Source organism: Oleiphilus sp. HI0086 (assembly GCF_001635225.1).
Genome location: NZ_LWFZ01000018.1, coordinates 1 through 1017, shown reverse-complemented (window position 1 = coordinate 1017; position 1017 = coordinate 1). Strand labels below are relative to the sequence as shown.

The window sequence follows — 1017 nt, the reverse complement described above, 5'->3', positions numbered from 1 at the left end:
GAACAGCTTAAGGATGTGGAGCTTCTAACAGAGCAAACTCTGAGCGACCTAGAATCGGTTGACTATGCGGAAGCCGTCAGTTTGTTGTCCTTACAGCAGTTCACTTTGGAAGCTGCCTACTCCTCTTATTCTCAGGTGTCTTCACTTTCCTTATTTGATCGCTTATAAAGCGGTGGCTTTTAAGCTTTCTTCTTTGGCGCTCTGCTCCAGATGAGCGATGCAAGCCTGTAGGGTTCGGCTTACCTGAGTTTGGTCCCTAATCATGGCCAGTTTTGGCCAGGTGCAGCGTTCACCCATTTTCAAGATATAGTCTCTTTCTGAAGGGCTAGGGTTCTTCATGAACTTGGTATACCAGGAAGGCGGAAATTCAGGGTGGATATTGATGTCGCCCAAATAGTCCTGATCAAGCATCAAGGAAGCGTGATTTAGCCAAGAACTCCAAGCCTGAGAGTGAAACCGACGCTTCCCCAACTTAAGTAGAGCCTTTCCTTGAGAAAAGCTACTGCTGACCAATAGGTCGGCAAGGAAGGCTGCAAGACCATCATCCTGACGTTGAGAGACAAAAGGCACAATATGTGGGTTGGCCTGGCTGACTATAAAGTAGTTTGCATTGTGAAGCCGGCTCATTCTTTGCCTCGGAATATCGGTAGCAAAAGAGCCGTCATACCAGCGTTCACCTTTTAGATAGGCCTGCTTTTCCCCAAGGGCGTTCTTCTCATAGAGCTGGCAGGGAGGAAACAAACCAGGGACAGAGCATGATGCTTGTGCTGCGGATGCGACAAAAACACTTGGTGCAGTTTGGTAGTTCAGAATTCTTGGCTTTTGGCCTGTTCGGGCAGGTGAAATTGTAATGCTTACGTTTCGGCCGGTTTTTTTAAAGGCTTCTTCAAAAGTCATTAATCCGACGTTGTGTTCAACGCAGCTGCGCAGTTGCTCTGGGTCGAGTAATGATTGCTGTTGCCAAATACCTTTAAGCGGTAAACGCTTCAAAGGGCTGTAGTTACTTTCCTCGGGCTT

1 protein-coding gene is annotated in these 1017 nt (G+C 47.6%); it reads right to left on the bottom strand.

All coding sequences use genetic code 11. From position 1 onward, the window contains the following. Positions 1 to 162: 162 nt before the first annotated feature. On the bottom strand, positions 163 to 1017 hold an 855-nt coding region (locus A3756_RS00395; protein WP_197481066.1), incomplete at its 5' end, for a patatin-like phospholipase family protein.